Source organism: Halobacteriovoraceae bacterium (genome assembly GCA_020635115.1).
Taxonomy (GTDB): domain Bacteria; phylum Bdellovibrionota; class Bacteriovoracia; order Bacteriovoracales; family Bacteriovoracaceae; genus JACKAK01.
Genome location: JACKAK010000010.1, coordinates 114,215 through 129,958, shown reverse-complemented (window position 1 = coordinate 129,958; position 15,744 = coordinate 114,215). Strand labels below are relative to the sequence as shown.

Below are 15,744 nucleotides of genomic sequence, written 5' to 3'. Positions count from 1 at the left end.
GTTGTTCAATCCGGATATAGGCCCTATCAATTCGTAAAAGGTCATTCCCTGATTCCTTTTTAATCTCCTCCTGACCAAAAGCGTTGGTTAGAGTTATCAAAACGGTTGGAATATAAATTGTTCTAAACAGGTGACGAAATTTCAATATTGGCAATTGATTGATTAATTGTAACCGTGTCCTCAACATGAAAGCGAATTCTGGCCAATGGATTAAAGGTATAACCATCTTTTCCCCTAATGATGTACTTTCGTTTTTCACCAGAACCATTTTTCGGCTCAATAAGTTTTCTCAGTCTACTAATGCTTGTATAAATGAGTTTATCATGGATAAGAGGATTATATTCATCTTTCCAAATTTCCTTGGCCAATTTATCCTTATCATAATATTGCCCTGAATTTTTTGCTAATAGGAATAAAATTTCTAAAAGTACAAACCTATGTTTAAAATCAATTGTACCAAGAATTTTTTCAACTACTTTTCGATTAGACTTATCGAGATAAAGGTCAACATTAGAATCGTTCACATCCTCAATTTCACTTTTAATTAGACCAGCAAGACGCTTAAACAAAGATTGATCTATACTTTCAAGAGCAAGCTCATAAAACAATTGGGCCCTATCATAATCTCCCATTCTCTTATAAACTGTTCCTCTGGCCAAGTAGATATACCCAATCATATTCCAACATTTCTTTTCTTGGAGATGTGCCATTGATTTTCTCAAATAATTCAAGGCCTGGTCGTAATGCCCTAAATCTGAGTATATTTTTGCCGTAAAGAAAAACATGGAGCCACATAAATAAGATTTTTTAATAATCTTTAGAAGCTGATTTAGTTGATGTAAATAATCAAGTGCAACGTCATAGTTTTTAGAATTATAAAAACTAATACCCAAAGCGAGAATACACTTCGATAACAATTCTGGATCATTTTCTTCTTTTGACTTATTGTATGCTAATAGATAATTTTCACGAGCTTCTTTAAACTCTCCACGATAAGTCTTAACTACTCCAACATTGTAAAAGTATTCAGCAGTAAGACTTCCCAAGGTTGTTGAAATTTGTTCAATTAATTTATCTGATTCCTCAATATATTTTTGTGCCTTTAGGTCTTCCAATCTTTCAGAAGCTATTCTAATTAAAAAGCCATGAGCTTTAAAAATAGTATAAATATCCTTGGGAGAATCTGCCATTTCTAAAGATTTCAAAAAGTTTCTTTCAGCTTTATCAAAATCAGATTTATCATATTGCACTTTCGCCATCAGGTAATATGATCGGGCCAGTTCTTCACGGCCTAAAACTTTTTGTTCAGAAAAATTTGAATCCTGATGAATAAAACCATAGGCCGGCCTTGCTTCAATAAAATCTGTGTCATTGGCCACAGAACCCCCCATATGAAAAAGTTTTCTCTTGAGAAAAAAAATTTCTCAAAAAACTAAAGGAATAACTATCAGAATCGTATCCACTCGTCAAAATGTAAGAAATATCACAAAATATTTTATTGGGCCCTTATTTTTATTTAAATTTTATATTCAAATACTTAAAATTATTTATGAAAAAGTTGATTTATGCTGATTTTTTCTTAGCGCATAAAATTTTATTTAAGTTAGATGTAAGTTTTTGTCATAAATTGTTTTTCTTTAGTTGAACACAACAACTTGTGTTCAACAAATATATAAAATGCTAAAATCCTTAGACAAAGTGGGGTTAAAATAATGGTAAAAAATATTTTGATTGTGTGGGGAGGAGGAGGAAGTGAGCATGAAATCTCCTGTATTTCTGCCAAATTCATTCATGACACTCTATGTAATAATTCCAATCTCAAACTCTTTTTAGTTGAATTAACTGCCGAAGGAACTCTAAAAGATTCACAATATGAGTATGAACTTACATCTACTCGGTATCTTAATACTCTCAACAGTGGTCATTCTATAAAAATTGACTATTGCATCCCCTATATACACGGAAATAAAGGCGAGGATGGGCAATTCAGTGCTTTACTCGAAGTTTTCTCTATACCCTATTTAGGGCCACTACCTGAATCACACGCACTTTGTTTTAATAAAATAAGTGCAAAACTTTGGTTTAGTGCGCTTGGAATACCAAATACTCCCTTTTTAATTGTAGAGGACAATTCCATTGAGAATAGAGAAAGAATTCATGATTTTTTTGAAACTCATAAAGAAATTTATATTAAAGCTGCCAGTCAAGGTTCTTCTCGTGGTTGTTATTATGTAAATAATAAAAATGATATTGAAAATAAACTAAATGAAGCCTTTCAATATTCTTCCTACGTTGTCGTTGAAAAAAATATACAGGCCAGAGAACTTGAAATTTCAGTCTATGAGTACAATGGAGTTCTTTATGTTACTAATCCAGGTGAAATTATTGTTCCATCCAAGTTTTATACCTATGAAGAAAAATATTCAAAAAATTCACATACACAAACACTTGTAGAGGCACCAAATATTGATCAGGAAATTGTTGAAGAAATGAAAAATATTGCAAGAAAAGCTTTTATAGGATTGAAGCTAAGGCATCTTTCGAGAGTCGATTTTTTTCTCACACAAAATAATGAAATCCTTCTGAATGAAATAAACACTTTTCCTGGTATGACCCCAATTTCTATGTTCCCAAAAATGATGGAACATAATGGTACAAAATTAGAAGATTTTTTGATCGACAAAATCTTTCAAGGATAAAATAAATATGGAAATTAAACTTATCGGCCAGCAAGAAGCAGTTTACGCATCTGAAATTTTAGAAAAATACTATCTTGAAGATTTTATTCCTGCGGATAAAAAACCATATTTAACTAAACTTAAACACTCTATTGGCCCATATTTGGCGATTGAATCCTCTAACGGTAACACCGCGTACCTTATGGACGCTGCTTCACAGATAGCAACAATGGGTCTGGGATTTAATCCTCAGTCTTTTTTAGGAGTTATGTCAAATTATTACACTTTCAATGACCTTCCAAATAGCGAAAGTGGAGAATTGATCATAAAGGCCTTCAAAAAATTTTTAAAAAGAAAAATAGGAACACAAGCGGAATTCATTTTTTGTCACTCAGGTGCAGAGGCCAATGAAATTGCTCTCGGACAATGTTTTGAAAGATTCGAAGGAAAAAGAAAACAAGTACTGGCCTTCGAAGGTTCTTTTCATGGCAGAATGCAGGTTGCACTTATGTCAACATGGAACCCTTCAAAAAGAATTCCATTTGAAATGCCCAATTTTGAAAAAACACAATACATTCCATATCCAGATATTAAAGATGATGATTTCGATAGAGACAATACTTCTGAGTGGAAAAAACTGTGGGAAAATTCTACACATAAAGACTTTGAAAGTCTTTTAGATCAATACTCACTCACTCATCAAACTCAGTCTAGGGAAATTGAAGTTCTGCAAAATGTAAGACTTAAATTACAAGGAAATTCAATCTTCGCTATCATCATAGAACCGATGCAATGTGAAGGTGGTGATAATTATGCGACCTCGGCCTTTTATAATGCACTTACAATTTTATCTAAAGTCTATGACGTCCCTCTAATATTTGATGAAGTCCAAACGGGTTTTCATTTAGGCAGAGATTTCTTTTGGTTCAAAAGTTTTAATCTAACGGATTCCTTTGGAAAAGAACTTTTCCCTGATTTTGTAACATGTGCTAAAAAAGCACAAATTGGCGTTGTTATTGACTTTATTCAAACTGGCCATAATAGACCAAATGAATTCAGTATCACATCATTACACCGAGGTTTAATTCATGGACAAATTATTGACCAACGGTCTGAACAAATATTAAAAATTGAAAGCTATACTCGAAACAAATTAACCTCATTTGTTTCAAAATTTTCGAAATATCTTGCATGCCCTAGAGTTTGTGGTATTTCATTTGCTTTTGATGTTATTGATAAAGATTTCCTCAATAAATTTATCTCAAAAAGATTTGACATAGGTTTATTGTATTATCCCGCTGGAGAAAAAACACTTCGTTTTAGAACTAATTTATCATTCAAAGAAAGTGATATCGATTTTCTTTTCGATAGGCTGGATATACTTGCTGATCATCTTTACAACTCTAAACCACTTGAACCAAATCAAAATATAAAAATCGAACATTCGTTAAAAGATCCAATCTTAGAATGGCCCCAAATATTTTTTAAAGCTCGGCAAAATAAAATTGATCGAGATGAAGTATTGGCCTTTTGCAAAAAAATGACTGAGTTAACCTGTATTGAAATTGATAGTGAAAAATTAGGGCATATTACAAAAGATATAGTCAACTTAGAAGAAGAGAACTATGAGGAGCAAAGAAGAACAGATATCTCTCTTTTTAAACAATCAGTTGAATCGGCAATGGGGATCTGTTTAGGTCTTTTTGATTCAAATAATCAACTCATTGCAATTTCATTTAGTGCACCCTTGGAAATTTTTCCTTTTGAAAATGGACTTCGATTAGATCGTAATTTTCATGACCCACAATCAATTTATATGATTGACACTACTGTAAAAAAGGAATTCCAAGGAAAAAACATAGGTCTTCATCTTAAGGCCACACTTATTTCTTTGGCCCTTCTACGGGGTAGAAATAAAATCATAGGTAGAACAAGACAAGTCCTAGCGACTTCTATGTTTAGTGTTAATATGGCCCTTGGTGCCTATGAAACTCAGTATATTATTGAAGATTATAAAGATTTTTTGAAATACCGAGATGTCATTATTTCTGAAATCAATCTTGAGACACACTCTCCACAAATTCTGAATTCTTCTCTCCAAAACAAAGTAGTCTCCTGGGATGAATCAAAGATCGAATTCATCGCCCCTAGTTTAATGAATAAAATATGCCTGTCAAATTTTGTTAGTGTTGATTATTTAAAAAATCTTAAGTCTATTTCTCAAAACTCTCCTAAAGAGCTCCAGCACATATATATGGCATCAGGGCAGTCTGAATGTGTTGATAAAATAATTAAATCTATCTGGTATCGTTCTGATAAAAAAAGAACAGGTCTTATGTCTATCAAAGGACATCACTTTGGGCATGGATCTTTTTATTCGCGAGCTATTTCAGGAATAAGATCTGTTTTTGATTCCCACTTAATTGAAGCTTCAACAAAGATAAAAGATATTGAAGAAATAATAGCCAAGGAAAAACCTTTGGCTTTTTTCATATCGACTTTTGGAAATAAAATATCATCACATCTCCCTATTGAACTCATTGATAGTATCATTGAGATTTCACAAAAACATGGTGTGAAAGTAGTTGTAAATGATACTTCTGGACATTGTTTTAGAGGATCTAAAGATCACTATTTTACAGTTAATGAGTTTAAGAATACACCTGACGCCTTTTTTTGCTACCTTGGAGGTCAAGCTGCTCTATGTTTTGTAAAAGATGATATTTATGTCAAAGACCCACTTATGATGATAAGCACATGGGATGGTGACGAGGCCTCACTTACAAGGGCGATTTTTGAAAAAGAGTGGATAGAAAAAAATAAAGAAATCTTCGATAAAAATACTGAAACATTCGACGAATTTATGAGAAAATACTTGTCACAGTTTAAGGGTCAATACCTTGTAAAACGGGGTGTAGTCTTATCTGAAAAAGGTTTTCCAACCCCTTTAAAGCATATTCTGCCAAAAGCAACAACAACCTGCTTTGATACAAATTATAATGCTAGATTAGCATTCGAAGAAAAGTTAAGGAATTTATTATGATCAGTTTACGTTTTCCAATTATTTCATATGAAAAAAACAAAGGCCCTGAGGATTGGGGGCTGGCCCACGGAGAAGAGTTCTCCAAGGCCATTGCTGAACTTATTAAAATACGTAAAGAGCTTATGATTTCGAAAAACCCAAGTATTAAAAACAAGCTTGAAGAACTTGCAATGGAACAATTTTCGATCAGTGGGAATTATGCTCCTGAAGTTGCACGTGAAATTGAGGCCATTGCAAGAGGAGCGGGATGTTCGATTACAGATATTGTAATACTTAACAACTATACAGATTTTAGAGATATTGAGATGCCACAAGAAGGTTGTAGTACAATTCATATACAGAATAATCAACACTACATTTCAGGGCAGACATGGGATATGCATCGATCGGCGAAAGATTTCATGTGTCTTATTGAAATTCCTGAGACTGAAATTGGCCCAAGTTCGCTTGTTTTAAGTCTCGTTGGATGCGTGGCACTAATGGGCATAAATTCTATTGGAAATATTATCGGAGTAAATAATATAAATACAAAAAATGCTCGGGTAGGTTTAATTTGGCCATTACTTGTGAGACATCTTCTAAATTTTAGCACATTAAATGAAATCGACAATCAGCTCCATACAGCGCCTGTTACCTCTGGCCATAATTATATGGTTTCAACACGTGACGGAGGTAGAATGTATGAAATTACACCTGAGCACAGGGCCAATGTTTCCCAATGCAACACTGGAGATGAAAAGGCAATCTTCCACACAAATCACTGTCTTGATGAACAAATTCAAAAATTAGAAGATCGAATTTCTCTAAGTAGTACAACTTTTGATAGGTATAATATAATTAATAAAAATATAGAAAGTGTACATGATGCTGCAGGACTGATTAATTTATTGCAATCACATGAGAATTACCCAAAATCTATTTGTTCACATTTTGAATCAGGAGCGCAAGATCCTTCTTTTACATGTGCTGGTGGAGTATTTGATTCTTTAGGAGGGGATATACTTTTTTGGAGAGGTTGCCCGGAATATGATAAAAATTACATTTCACATCAATACAAATTGGCCAAAAAAGAATTTAAAAGAACTAACACTGTAGGCCCTTACAAAAGTTGATTTTATGAGTTCATATTTTTATACCTGGAATAAACAAAATATTCACCCCTATACTTTAGAGAGTGTAAGTGATGAAAGTTTTAAACTCAAGGAATTCCCTCATGAATTATACGATTTATCGTCTCTAAGTTTTCAAGCAAGTTTTGGTTTTAATCACCAAAACTTATTACCCCAACAATTCGAAATGAATGAGTGTCTTCAAGCTATACCTCGGTTTAAGAGTGAATTAACAGAATTGGTATCAAAGGAACTTTTAAATCTTTTAAATGTTCAGGAAGGAAAGATATTTTACACTGTGTCTGGAGCTGAAAGTGTAGAGAATGCACTAAAAATTGTTAGAAAAGTTTCTGGCAAAAATGTCATTGCTGCTCAATCGAAATCGTACCATGGAGCAACCCTAGGGGCCATTTCTGTAACTGGAGATTGGCGCAATAAAGAATCGTCAACTATTGATGAGTGGACTTTGAGAATTCCTGATGTTGAAACAGACACAACAGGAGATCAAACTTGTAAATTTTTAGAAAATTACAAAGATAAAATTGCAGCAGTCATTTTAGAGCCAATATCAGCGATCAATGGTGTATACACCGGTTCTCCTTTTTATTGGAAAAAACTTCGCAAGTGGTGCACCGACAATAAGGTTTTTCTTATTTTTGATGAGGTCGTAACGGGTATTTATAGAACAAGAGATGCTTTTGCATTTCAAACAATTGGGATCCAACCTGATATCGTATGTATGGCCAAGGCCTTAACAAACGGCTTTTTTCCTATGGGAGCTTTATGGGCCAACAAAGTTATTTGTGACTATTTTGAAGAAAATATTTTAGCTTGTGGGCTTACAAATTATTCTCATCCCCTAGGGATAAAAATAATACATAATGTTTTAAAACTTTGTAAGGATGGAGATTTTCAAAAACAAAGAGAACGAAATATTGATATTTTTAATGATTTTATTTCAAGTATTCCCTTGAAAACTCGTAGTCATGGACTCTTAGGAGCAATTGAGCTTAATCAGGCAATCTCTTATGAAGATCTTTATGCAAAAGGTCTCTATATAGTACAAAGAGGTAACACCCTTATTCTGGCCCCTCACCTCAATGCAGATGAAGAAAATCTGTCAATCGCTCTGAAAAAACTCACTAAATTTTTAGGAGAAACAGGCAATGTCTAGCAATAAAAAAGTCTATCAAAATGCTAAGGAGGCCTTATCTGATATATGCACAGGTAGTATTATTATGAGTGGTGGTTTTGGCCTGTGTGGAATTCCTGAAAATTCAATAAATGAATTAGAAAAGATGAATATCGATCAATTGACAATTATTTCTAATAATATTGGGAATGCAAACGGTGGCCTTGTCAAATTATTACGACAGAAAAAAATTTCAAAGGCCTATTGTTCCTATGTCGGAGGAAATCCGGAATTAGAAAAACAGATAATTAATAAGGAAATCGATGTTGAACTTGTGCCTCAAGGAACTTTTGCTGAACGAATTAGGGCCGCAGGTGTTGGGATTAGGGCGTTTTATACTCCTACTGGAGTGGGAACAGTTGTAGAAGTTGGAAAAGAAGTTAAGATGTTTGATAAAAACTGTATTCTTGAAACGGCCTTAAGCGCTGACTTTGCAATAATAAAAGCTCAAAAAGGTGATCATTATGGAAATCTTTGGTTTAAGGAAACTGCTAGAAATTTTTCTCCTTTAATGGCCATGGCCGCAAAAATAACAATTGTTGAGGTGGAGGAATTGGTGGAGTGTGGGAATATTCCTTTTGAAGATATCCATTTACCGGGAATTTTTGTTCAGCGAATTTATCAAGGTAAAGATTATCTGAATACTATAGAAAAAGAACTGACTGAGGACTAGACATGGGACTAACGCTCGAAGAAATGGGTAAAAAAGTGATTAATTTTTTCCATCCAGGATGTAGTGTGAACTTAGGAATTGGCATGCCTACAATTATTGCCGAGCTTATCCCCAAAGAGTTAGAAATTATGATTCACTCTGAAAATGGAGTACTTGGAGTTGAGGGACGTCCAAAAAAAAGTGAAATTTCTGCAACCTTAATAAATGCGGGTAAGGAAACAATTACCATTAATAAAAAGGCCTCTTTTTTCGACTCTTCTTTGAGTTTTGGCATGATTAGGGGTGGGCATATCGATTTCTGTGTCCTAGGTGGGATGCAAGTTGATGTTCAAGGTAATTTAGCGAATTGGATGATTCCTGGTGAAAAAATTACTGGAATGGGAGGTGCTATGGATCTGGCCAATGGAGCGAAGCAAGTTATTGTAATGATGAAGCATAGAGATAAATTAGGAAATTCAAAACTTGTAGATAAATGTACTCTACCGCTTACTGCCGTAAATGTTGTCTCAGTTGTCGTGACTGATGAAGGTGTTTTTTGTCCAACAGGGAAAAGTTGGGAAAAAATTAATCATTAAATAACTAAAATCTACTGTTTATATTCTTGAAGAAGAATATATTAATGAATATATTTTCGAAATATGTTATTCCCCCTATATGAAAACATTCTTTTTATTTTTAATTTTTACAAATTTATTTGCTCATTCTAGTAAGACTAAATATTGCCAAGCATTAATGGAAGTTCAATCACTTTCTTACGAATCGGCTTTAGAACACTTTAAAAATTTTTCCCCTTCCCCACTTATAAATGAAATACATTCTCTTTGGTTTCTTGATATTTATAACAAAAGACACATTGAAGGAAAAAATAAAATATTTTTGGCATTATCTCCTTTATCAATAATAAAAAACTCGCAAATTATTAATAAAATTATAGAACAATATCCAGAAAACTTCACTCTCTATAAAAACGATAATTCAATCATAACCCATCTCAATTTTGATGAGTTTTTCAAACTTTGGGCCGATTCTCAAATTTCGGCCGGAGGAGTTGTCTCTATTCATTGGACAAAAAAAAATGTTGATCTCTTAATCAAAGAAGTCATTCTCCAACTGGCGATTGATCATGTGAGAAAGCATGGAATAAATTCTAATTCACGTTACCCATTTCTAAATTTTCTAAAACCAGAACAATCAGAATATTCTGCGTTGAATGGATATTCCACAATTGAGAGATATTTTCGAACTTTGGAAAATTTTAATCTTATGGCCAAAAAGAAATATCAGCAAATGATGGGCCAAAGAGACAAAAGAATTCATATTTTCCTTTACTCACTTGAAGAATTAATAGAGAGAAGTTTTGATGAAAATGATAGAAGATTAATTCAGTTTAAATCAGTTTATAAATCTTTCAATGATAAAAACAAATTTAATATTATACGTAAAAGATTTGGAAACTCTCCCGAAGCAATGGATAGATTTAATTATTACCGTGAAAAAAGATGGAGAGAACTTGGGGGATCACCAAGATTAAAAATTAAATCAGATTTTACAAGTAGTGAAATTCTTAATTTGATCAAGCAATACTATGAAAAAAAGGGACCTTATGAATTAAGAGAACCTTTGACGTGGAATGATATTGAAAATTTGGGACTTAAAAAATCAGACATTCGTGCAAATTTTAGTTATTTGGAACGGTTAAATACTATAGTTCTCCCCCACTATAAAATAATCCCTTTTCAGGAAAGCCTATATAAGAGCAACAAACCAGTATCCGAATACACACTTGCAAGCGAAGAACATTTTTTAAAAAGATTAGATGAAGTCTATAAGGAATCTGAATATAAGCAATTTCCGATGTCTATTTTCTTTATTATTTCTCCATTTAGTTCGGATAATAACCCTCAAAACTTAATTGAGTTTCCCAATCTTGAAAAAATTAATTTTTTATATGGAAGTTTTATTAACCTCATCAATCGATTGAATAAAGCTCACTCGAAAATAGTATTTAAGAAAGGTTTAGGAGCTAGTACTTGGAATGATGAGCTAGTTATACAGGCCATACAGTTATACATGTACATGAATAATATTCATGATTTTGAATCTGTTGATCTTTCTATTGAGTTTCTAAGAAGTAAGGGCTCAAGCTTAAATTTGTCTCAACTCAAAAACATAATTACTAAAAGATTACAATTAAGTCATAGGCCATCTTGAAAGATGGCCATAAACGAATAAAATATTTCAAAATTATTTTTGTAACATTCCTTTAAATTTATCTTTTGAGAGTCCTGATACGTAGGCCGCAACATCAGCAATTTCGTTGTCTTTTAATGCTTTCACTTTTGCAAACATCATAGATGTGTTTTTATTTTTTCTTGTTTGAGCGATAACAGCTTTTACTTGCTCAACAATATAACTTTCTTCAAGGCCAGCAATACGTGGGGCCTTAGTCAGTTTAATTTTGTCAGCTGTATCGGCCTTACCCATACCATCTGCATTATGACACAAAGCGCAGTTTATCTTTTTAAACACTTGCTCTCCATTTTTTGCATCTGCAGCTACACCAGAAAAACTTGAAGCAAATAAAACCAGGCATAAAAACTTTTTCATCATATTTCCTTTATTTTCAAATTATATCCAAGCAATATAAATATATGATTTGATAAATTCTGACTAGATAATTTTGAAAGGCCCCGTCCATAGGGCCCGAGAAAAGTCCTTTTTTACTTCTAGATTCTCTCACATTAAAAAAAAAAGTGTCAATAAGACGATTTCCCTCAACCCTGCGAGTCAAAAGACCAAACCCTACCACAATCATCAATGACGGTAAGATTTTTATTTGAATAAACGAATTGATAATCAATTCCTGAAAAACGATAAGCAAAAAACTCTGCCCTCTTTTTTATGTCCTCAATTTCCTGGCCATTTAATTTGAATTCAAACTTCACAGTATTCTCACAAATTTTTTTGTCTATAATTTTTTTCATGTGAAATTTTTGTGTTCCTATATCGAAGCTTATTTCATTTTCGTTGATTGGCACAAAATCAATTTCAAGAATTTCTGATAGAAACTGTCCAAAATTTTCTGAGTTTTTTGTGGGTAGTGAAATCTGAAGCTGATTCATTTTTAAAGTTTAATTTTTTAAAAGAAGGCCGTAAAGACTCTTTGCGTACCATCTAGTAAACCTTCAATTGCATCAGATTTCATAACTGTCTCTCCAGCGCACTCACCTTCTTGGCAAACGATAGGTCGTAAACAGTTATTTTCAACATCAAATTCATAATCTCTCTCACCTTGAGTTAACATTCCAATGACAAGTCCAGATTTTTTGTCAAAGACGGGAGAACCTGAATTTCCGGTGAATGAATCAAGTTCGGCCTTGAACTTAAATTCATTGATGTCATAGCGTACAATTCCTTTATCTGCTATTTTTTTAGGAAGACCTGAGGGATGACCGATAATGATAAGTTCGTCCAAATTTTGAGTCTGATAATTTTTAGAAAGAGTTAAAGGGTCTCTTCCAACTACTTCTCTATCTAATTCAATTACGGCCACGTCATAATTGAAATTTTCTTCGTCTGAAAGTTTTTTTATCACTCTTGAACAGGAGTAGACAGCATCCTGAGAAATTTTGTCTTGTCCTTCATTGTAATCAAAAACCCATTTGTAGTTTTCACAATGAAATTTTGTTTCAACACAATGAGAAGCAGTAATAAGAGTTTTTGGGCCTATTAAAAATCCTGTACATTCAGCAGCAACTTTTTGTGGTGCAAATTTTTCGTCACGACAAACACTTCTATGTCCATTATCAGACAATGTATAATTAGAATCAATTGAGTAGAATTTTTCTTGTGTATCATTATCAAAACCTTCATAGATAAAATAGTCGTGTATCATTGCTCCGACACTTTTTCCTATATTTTGATAAATTTCAGAATAGTATTGATTAATATCTTGTCTGTTATCTTCACCGTAGATAGATTTTTCGATGGCAAATGTTAGGTTGGAAAGTGGCACTGAAAATAAAATGAATACTAAGTAATATTTTAATTGTGCAATTATCACTTTCCCCAAACTTACCTCCGTGTAGCTGGTTATTTTTCCATATTCTCAAAATCAGGTTAACAATCCTACAATTAAAGCCTAACAGTTTCTTGCAAGGAGACAGTAGGTGTAAGGTAAACCGACGATTTCAGTCTGTTTCCAATGGGCCAAAAATAAATTTACATTTTTCATTGAGATTTAAAAGAGAAGGATTGTGAAGCCGAACTATAAAATTTTTGTGAGATAAATTTTGGATTTCTTTTATAATTTTATATTGAAGTAATTCAATTTCAACATTTTCATCTATCGAATTCACTACAAGCTTCTTTAAAAAACTTTTTCTTGAGATTCCTAAGATTAGCTGTTGTGTGTATTTATCTATGAGATGGGGAAATTCTTTTAGCAAAGAATAATTTTGATTTAATGTTTTCGAAAACCCAAAACACGGATCTAGGATTATATTTTTGTGAAAATGGAGTAAGTCTAATCCTCTATCAAATTTTTCGTTTACATCAAAAATTATTTGAGTTGATTCATCTGCATATTTCATGTGGTTTTGAGTGAGTTCTCTTTTTGGAACACGGGTGTGTGAGAAAATATATGTTAGACTTGGATAATCTTGAAGAAGTTCTATCATTTCAGGATCGATTACACCTGAAACATCATTCCATATGATGCGCTCAAGGGGTACAATTTTGGCCTCAATAAATTTTCTAATAATTGAAACTTTATAAGTATCTAAGGAAATCAAAATATTTTTTGAAAACATATTTTGATCTATGGCGTGTAGAAAGATTTCTTCAATTCTTCGCCATTCTTCGTCCTGCTCTACAAAAGAATTAAACGGGGCAGTGGATTCGGCCCCAACATCAATAATGTCCACACCAAGATCAATCATTTTTAAAATTTGTTCTCGACAATGGAAAGTATCAAAATATTTCTGGCCATCTGAAAATGAATTAGGGGTTATATTTATAACCCCCATTGTTGTGAGCTTGTTTTTTACAATCATTACTATGCTGGAAGAGGATCATCCCCATTTTTACTTGAAGTTACATCTGGGTCGTTTTCTTTAGCATCATTCGTTTGATCAGTTGGATTCTGAGCTGTTTTCTTGTCTTTTTCTTCATCAACAATTGGTAAACCAATATCTTTTCCTTCAACAAGATCTTTGACTTGTTTAAAATCTAAAGTCTCCCAAACCATTAGTCCTTCGGCCAATCGATCTAAAGCAGTTATATTGTCTTGTAAAATTTTTGTCGCTAAGTTGTAGTTATCCATAATTAACTGCTGAACTTCAGAGTCGATTTTTTTAGCGGTTTCGTCGGAATAATCAAATTCTGAACCCATAGGAGAATTTCCAAAAGGGTTTGAAGAGGCACGATGATAATTTCGAGGTCCCATTTCTTTAGACATCCCCCAATTACAAACCATATGGTAGGCCAGTTGAGTGGCCCGTTCGATGTCATTTGTTGCACCATTCGTAAATTCACCAAATTTAATTTCTTCGGCACATCTTCCACCCATTAAAAAGGCAATATTATTTTTTGCCTTTTCATTTGTTAATGAAAGCATCTCTTCATCTGGTAGTGTTTGAGTAACTCCTAAAGCACCACCTCTAGGCATAATGCTTACTTTATGGATTGGATCAGTATGAGGTAAATTCATACCAACTATTGTATGTCCAGCTTCGTGGTATGCGGTATTTAATCTTTCTTTATCAGAAAGTACCATAGACTTTCGTTCAGGTCCCATTAAGACCTTATCCTTAGCGGATTCAAAATCACTATTATCAAGTTTCTTTTTATTTAACCTTGCTGCAGTTAGTGCTGCTTCGTTAACAAGATTTGCAAGATCAGCACCTGTGAATCCTGGAGTACCCTTGGCAATTACCTCAAGATCTACATTTTCTGCTAACGGAGTTTTTCGCGTATGAACACGTAGAATACCCAATCGACCTCTAACATCAGGTCTACCCACAGTTACTCTTCTATCAAATCTACCTGGTCGCAATAAAGCAGGATCTAGGACATCTATCCTATTTGTTGCAGCTATTAAGATGACACCTTCATTAGATTCAAATCCGTCCATTTCGACCAATAGTTGATTGAGAGTTTGCTCTCTTTCATCGTGTCCACCGCCCATTCCGGCACCTCTATGTCTCCCCACCGCGTCTATCTCATCTATAAATATGATACAAGGAGCGTGTTTTTTACCTTGTTCAAAAAGGTCTCGTACCCTAGAGGCTCCAACACCTACAAACATTTCAACAAAATCAGATCCGGAAATTGAAAAAAATGGAACATTTGCTTCACCTGCAACGGCCCTGGCCAATAAAGTTTTCCCTGTTCCTGGAGGGCCCACAAGAATAACACCCTTAGGAATTTTTCCACCAAGTGCAGTATATTTTTTTGGATCTTTTAAAAAATCAACAACTTCATGCAACTCTTCTTTAGCTTCTTCTACTCCAGATACGTCCTTAAAAGTTACTTTTTTATCATGTGAAGTAAGCATACGTGCTCTAGATTTTCCAAAACTCATGGCCTTACCGCCTCCGGCCTGAAGTTGTTTCAAGAAAAAATAGAAGATGGCGATTAATAAAAGCATTGGTCCCCAACTATAGAAGAATCGGATCAAATAATTATCTTCTTCTTTTTTCTCATAATTAGGTGTAATTCCATTATCAGTAAGGAACTTACTTGTAGCGTCAGTTGAAGGAGCATCTAACTCAAATCTCTCAAATCCATTAACAGGTTCGATGTACTCACCTTTAATTTTATTTTGCTCTAAGATGATCGTCGCTGACTTAATATTTTTAGCTAATACAGATTTTGAAAATTCTGGATAGTTTGTGACCTTATAAGTAGCATTCCCCTCTTTAAACAACTTTGTAAGTAGTGCCATAAGAAGAATGATTACTATCCATAAGGTTATGGTGTTTCTTTGTTGTTTCATTAAAAGCCTTTTTCTTAAATCTGCGAATTAGACGCAGATCTTTTAATTTTAT

The 15,744-nt window shown here is 33.5% G+C and carries 13 protein-coding genes; 7 read left to right on the top strand and 6 right to left on the bottom strand.

The features are described from left to right. Nucleotides 1-122: 122 nt before the first annotated feature. Nucleotides 123-1,379, bottom strand: a complete 1,257-nt coding sequence (locus H6622_15770; protein ID MCB9062980.1) for a tetratricopeptide repeat protein — start codon at nt 1,377-1,379, stop codon at nt 123-125. Nucleotides 1,380-1,709: 330 nt separating this feature from the next. On the opposite strand from H6622_15770, the gene H6622_15765 reads away from it, so the two are divergent. From H6622_15765 to H6622_15735, 7 genes are all read left to right on the top strand, one after another. Further along, nucleotides 1,710-2,699 (top strand): D-alanine--D-alanine ligase, encoded by a 990-nt coding sequence (locus H6622_15765; protein MCB9062979.1) that lies wholly within the window; start codon nt 1,710-1,712, stop codon nt 2,697-2,699. Nucleotides 2,700-2,706: 7 nt separating this feature from the next. Then, the gene (locus H6622_15760) at nt 2,707-5,721 is read left to right on the top strand and encodes an aminotransferase class III-fold pyridoxal phosphate-dependent enzyme (GenBank protein MCB9062978.1); all 3,015 of its coding nucleotides are present in this window, start codon (nt 2,707-2,709) and stop codon (nt 5,719-5,721) included. Next, complete coding sequence (locus tag H6622_15755) at nt 5,718-6,833, top strand: hypothetical protein (GenBank protein MCB9062977.1); 1,116 nt, start codon at nt 5,718-5,720, stop codon at nt 6,831-6,833. Before H6622_15760 ends, H6622_15755 begins: the two co-directional genes overlap by 4 nt. Nucleotides 6,834-6,837: 4 nt before the next feature. Continuing rightward, nucleotides 6,838-8,004 (top strand): aminotransferase class III-fold pyridoxal phosphate-dependent enzyme, encoded by a 1,167-nt coding sequence (locus H6622_15750; GenBank protein ID MCB9062976.1) that lies wholly within the window; start codon nt 6,838-6,840, stop codon nt 8,002-8,004. Continuing rightward, nucleotides 7,997-8,695 carry a CoA transferase subunit A gene (locus tag H6622_15745; GenBank protein ID MCB9062975.1) on the top strand — a complete coding sequence of 233 codons (699 nt, stop codon included), beginning with the start codon at nt 7,997-7,999 and terminating at the stop codon, nt 8,693-8,695. Before H6622_15750 ends, H6622_15745 begins: the two co-directional genes overlap by 8 nt. Before the next feature lie 2 nt (nt 8,696-8,697). Next, complete coding sequence (locus H6622_15740; GenBank protein ID MCB9062974.1) at nt 8,698-9,270, top strand: 3-oxoacid CoA-transferase subunit B; 573 nt, start codon at nt 8,698-8,700, stop codon at nt 9,268-9,270. Between the two features lie 79 nt (nt 9,271-9,349). After that, nucleotides 9,350-10,906 (top strand): hypothetical protein, encoded by a 1,557-nt coding sequence (locus tag H6622_15735; protein MCB9062973.1) that lies wholly within the window; start codon nt 9,350-9,352, stop codon nt 10,904-10,906. A 33-nt stretch (nt 10,907-10,939) separates the two neighbouring features. Here H6622_15735 and H6622_15730 read toward each other — a convergent pair whose 3' ends face one another. The 5 genes from H6622_15730 to H6622_15710 form a co-directional block, all read right to left on the bottom strand. Further along, a complete protein-coding gene (locus tag H6622_15730) occupies nt 10,940-11,302 on the bottom strand; it encodes a c-type cytochrome (GenBank protein ID MCB9062972.1) in 363 nt (120 codons plus the stop codon). A 167-nt stretch (nt 11,303-11,469) separates the two neighbouring features. Continuing rightward, nucleotides 11,470-11,817, bottom strand: a complete 348-nt coding sequence (locus H6622_15725) for a hypothetical protein (GenBank protein MCB9062971.1) — start codon at nt 11,815-11,817, stop codon at nt 11,470-11,472. 17 nt (nt 11,818-11,834) lie between these two features. After that, a complete protein-coding gene (locus H6622_15720; GenBank protein MCB9062970.1) occupies nt 11,835-12,767 on the bottom strand; it encodes a trypsin-like peptidase domain-containing protein in 933 nt (310 codons plus the stop codon). A gap of 118 nt (nt 12,768-12,885) precedes the next feature. After that, nucleotides 12,886-13,749 carry a dihydropteroate synthase gene (gene folP, locus H6622_15715; GenBank protein MCB9062969.1) on the bottom strand — a complete coding sequence of 288 codons (864 nt, stop codon included), beginning with the start codon at nt 13,747-13,749 and terminating at the stop codon, nt 12,886-12,888. 2 nt (nt 13,750-13,751) lie between these two features. Next, nucleotides 13,752-15,692, bottom strand: coding sequence for an ATP-dependent metallopeptidase FtsH/Yme1/Tma family protein (locus H6622_15710; GenBank protein MCB9062968.1), 1,941 nt, complete (start codon nt 15,690-15,692; stop codon nt 13,752-13,754). Nucleotides 15,693-15,744: the final 52 nt, after the last annotated feature.

Bases quoted from the DNA above. Each gene is read 5' to 3' on its own strand.
- H6622_15760 (MCB9062978.1), top strand. From the start codon at position 2,707: ATGGAAATTAAACTTATCGGCCAGCAAGAAGCAGTTTACGCATCTGAA.
- H6622_15755 (MCB9062977.1), top strand. From the start codon at position 5,718: ATGATCAGTTTACGTTTTCCAATTATTTCATATGAAAAAAACAAAGGC.
- H6622_15750 (MCB9062976.1), top strand. From the start codon at position 6,838: ATGAGTTCATATTTTTATACCTGGAATAAACAAAATATTCACCCCTAT.
- H6622_15745 (MCB9062975.1), top strand. From the start codon at position 7,997: ATGTCTAGCAATAAAAAAGTCTATCAAAATGCTAAGGAGGCCTTATCT.
- H6622_15740 (MCB9062974.1), top strand. From the start codon at position 8,698: ATGGGACTAACGCTCGAAGAAATGGGTAAAAAAGTGATTAATTTTTTC.
- H6622_15735 (MCB9062973.1), top strand. From the start codon at position 9,350: ATGAAAACATTCTTTTTATTTTTAATTTTTACAAATTTATTTGCTCAT.
- H6622_15730 (MCB9062972.1), bottom strand. From the start codon at position 11,302: ATGAAAAAGTTTTTATGCCTGGTTTTATTTGCTTCAAGTTTTTCTGGT.
- H6622_15725 (MCB9062971.1), bottom strand. From the start codon at position 11,817: ATGAATCAGCTTCAGATTTCACTACCCACAAAAAACTCAGAAAATTTT.
- folP (MCB9062969.1), bottom strand. From the start codon at position 13,749: ATGATTGTAAAAAACAAGCTCACAACAATGGGGGTTATAAATATAACC.
- H6622_15710 (MCB9062968.1), bottom strand. From the start codon at position 15,692: ATGAAACAACAAAGAAACACCATAACCTTATGGATAGTAATCATTCTT.